General features: G+C 62.8%; 2 protein-coding genes. Both read right to left on the reverse strand.

All coding sequences use genetic code 11. The features are described from left to right. A partial coding sequence (locus tag QZY48_RS15985; RefSeq protein ID WP_295432618.1) for an arsenate reductase (azurin) large subunit occupies window positions 1-2414 on the reverse strand: 2414 nt, incomplete at its 3' end. A 13-nt stretch (window positions 2415-2427) separates the two neighbouring features. Next, window positions 2428-2667: arsenate reductase (azurin) small subunit (locus QZY48_RS15990; protein ID WP_295432621.1), on the reverse strand; the 240-nt coding region annotated here is incomplete at its 5' end.

The raw sequence follows: 2667 nt of genomic DNA on the forward strand, positions 1-2667 counted from the left end.
CCGACCTTGCGGATGTCCGCCCAGGTGCCCTTGTAGTAGGGGATCAGGTTGCGGTCGGTCCAGTCGGTGACGACGTCGCCGACCACCCCGTTGTCATACCCGAACATCATGAAGGTCTGGCCTTTGGCGATGTCCGGCTCCAGGTAGGCCATGGCGAAAGCGGAGCCGAAGTCGTTGTGCAGCTCCACAATGTCCCCGGACTGAATCCCCAGACTCTTGGCATCGTCCGGATTCATCTCCAGCGGTGACATGGGGAAGCGGTCGCGCCGGAACGACAGATAGCGATCGTGATAGGCGGTCTGCCAGATGTGGTTGGTGCGGCCGTTGTTGATCCAGAAACGGTGCTTTTTCTTCTGAGCCTCAACCGTTCCGGGCAGGCCGGTCCAGGGCGAGGGCAGGAAGTGGGCCTTGCCGTCCTTGGTGTCGAACTTGTAATCCGTATAGATCATCTCGGTGCCGATCAGCTGGCCGTCCTTGTACTCCTTGATCGGCAACTGGACCCCATTGGTGCCCATGGCACGCAGCCGATCATAGGTCGCCAGATCCCCCGTGGGGCCGCCCTGACTGTCGATGCCGGCGGGTTTGCGGAAGCCATCGTTGAAGGCGTCCTCCTCGGTCTTCCAGTCGAAGCCCGCAAAGCGCTTGGCCATCTTGGCGTTGCCCTCTTTGTCGTACATCGCCTTGAGGGTGTTGGCGATGTCGGCGGCGATCAGGCAGTCTGGCTTGGCGTCCCCCGGCGGGTCCATGAAGCGCTCGGAGAGCCGCATCCGCCGCTCGCCGTTCATGGCGGTGAGGTTCATCTCGCCTGGGTGGGCGGCTGGCAGGAGTAGGTGGGCGGCATCGGAGAACTTGGTGCGGTAGAGGTCGATATTGACGACGAACAGTCCACCGCGGTTTTCCACCGCATCGACGATCAGGTCGGTCAGCTCGACGGCGCTTGCCCCACGCGCCTTGCTGATGACATCGCGCACGATGCCGGCGCGGCGGTAGACCGCCTCGCGATATTCCTCGGCGTTGAGGGTGGACTGGAAGGAATTGGTCGCCCACACCGTGAGCATCTTGCCGTTGCCCTTGATGATCTCCTCGTCGACGTACTTGGATGGGCGCCCACCCGGATAAGGCGGCCGGGCATAGCCCTCCTGATGACCGCCCATGCGGACCACGCCGGTGCCGCGACGGCCGACGTTGTGGGTGGCCAGCACCAGATCCACTAGGGCGGACTGGATGCGGTAATTGTCATTGCCCCAGATAATTCCCTTCTCGTAACCATGCATGGTGCGCTTGGGATGGCCCGATGCCTTGGGGGCATAGGCCCAGTCGGCGGCCTTTTCGATGTCGGCGACGGGCACTCCGGTGACCTTGCTGCATGTCTTGAGGTCCATGCGGTTGGCCGCCAGCGCCTCCTCGAAGCCCGTGGTGTGGGCGGCGATGAACTCCTGGTCGTGCCAGCCCTTGTCCACCACGTAGGTGAGCAGGCCGTTGAAGAGGGCCGTGTCGGTGCCGGGGGCGATGGCCAGATGCAGGATGTTATCTTTGCCGGCGATGTGCTCGGCCACTGATAGCGTGAGGCTGCGGCGTGGATCGATGAAGATGACTTTTGCCTTCTCCGCAGTCTCGCCGGGAAACCAGTGTTTTTTTTTCTCCACGCTCGCGCCCGTCATATTCGGCATGGCGTGGGCCAGAAAATAATTGGTCTGGGTCTCATAGCCGTTGGCACCGACGTAGAGGAGAGTGTCGGCGACCTCCGAGTCCTCGTAGCTGTTGTTCAGCTCGCCGATCCCCATGTCGCGGGTGGCGTGGCACTCGGAGTTGTAGGCGGGGCGGTTGTGGATACGGACCAACTGGGTGCCGATGGCGCTGAACATCAGCTTACCGCTACCCCAGGTGTTCTCGAACCCGCCCCCGGCGCCGCCGTGATCGAAAGCGTTGAAGGCGATCTGATCCGGGCCGCTGGTGTCGAGGAGATGCTTGGTGACCCCGGCATAGACCAGGAGCGCATGATCCCAGTTGGTCTCCACCCAGTCGTCCCCGGTAAAGACCATGGGATAGCGCAGCCGCTGGCGCGAAGCGCCCTCGCCACTGAACATCACGCTCGCCATCTGACCGCCACGGGTGGAGGACAGGCCCTGGTTCACCACGCACTGCTTGTCCGGCAGGATCATGATGTGATGCCGGCTGCCATCGCGGTCGGTGACGACGTTGTGCATGGGCGGGGTCATGATGATGCCAAGCGCCGGGATCTGCTGGCGGAAGTCGAGCCCGAGGGCATTCTCCTCCGGGGCGCGTCCGCCCTCACGGTTCTCCGGCCACTTGTAGACGTGATAGCCACAGCCGACGATGCAGAAATGGCAGGTCATGTTGGTGCGCTGCGCATCCGGTGGCGGCAGCGGAATCCGGTCTCGGTATTGGGTCATGGGTGTCTCCCGATCACAGCAGGTTGCATTGGCGGCCGTAGATGAGTCCCTCGACCGCCACGGCGTAGAGGGTGTCGTCCTGGGCGTCATGTTCGAGCAGGATGCGCGGCAGGTTCTCGGTCGCCTGCCCGTCCACCATCTGACCATGCATCTCCGGATCGAAGATGCTGAAATGACAGCCGCACTTGAAGGTACGCGCGACCGGGTCGTAGCTGAGCGGACAACCGTTGTGGGTACATTGGGTACTGAAGGC

It is taken from the genome of uncultured Thiodictyon sp. (assembly GCF_903828115.1).
GTDB lineage: Bacteria > Pseudomonadota > Gammaproteobacteria > Chromatiales > Chromatiaceae > Thiodictyon.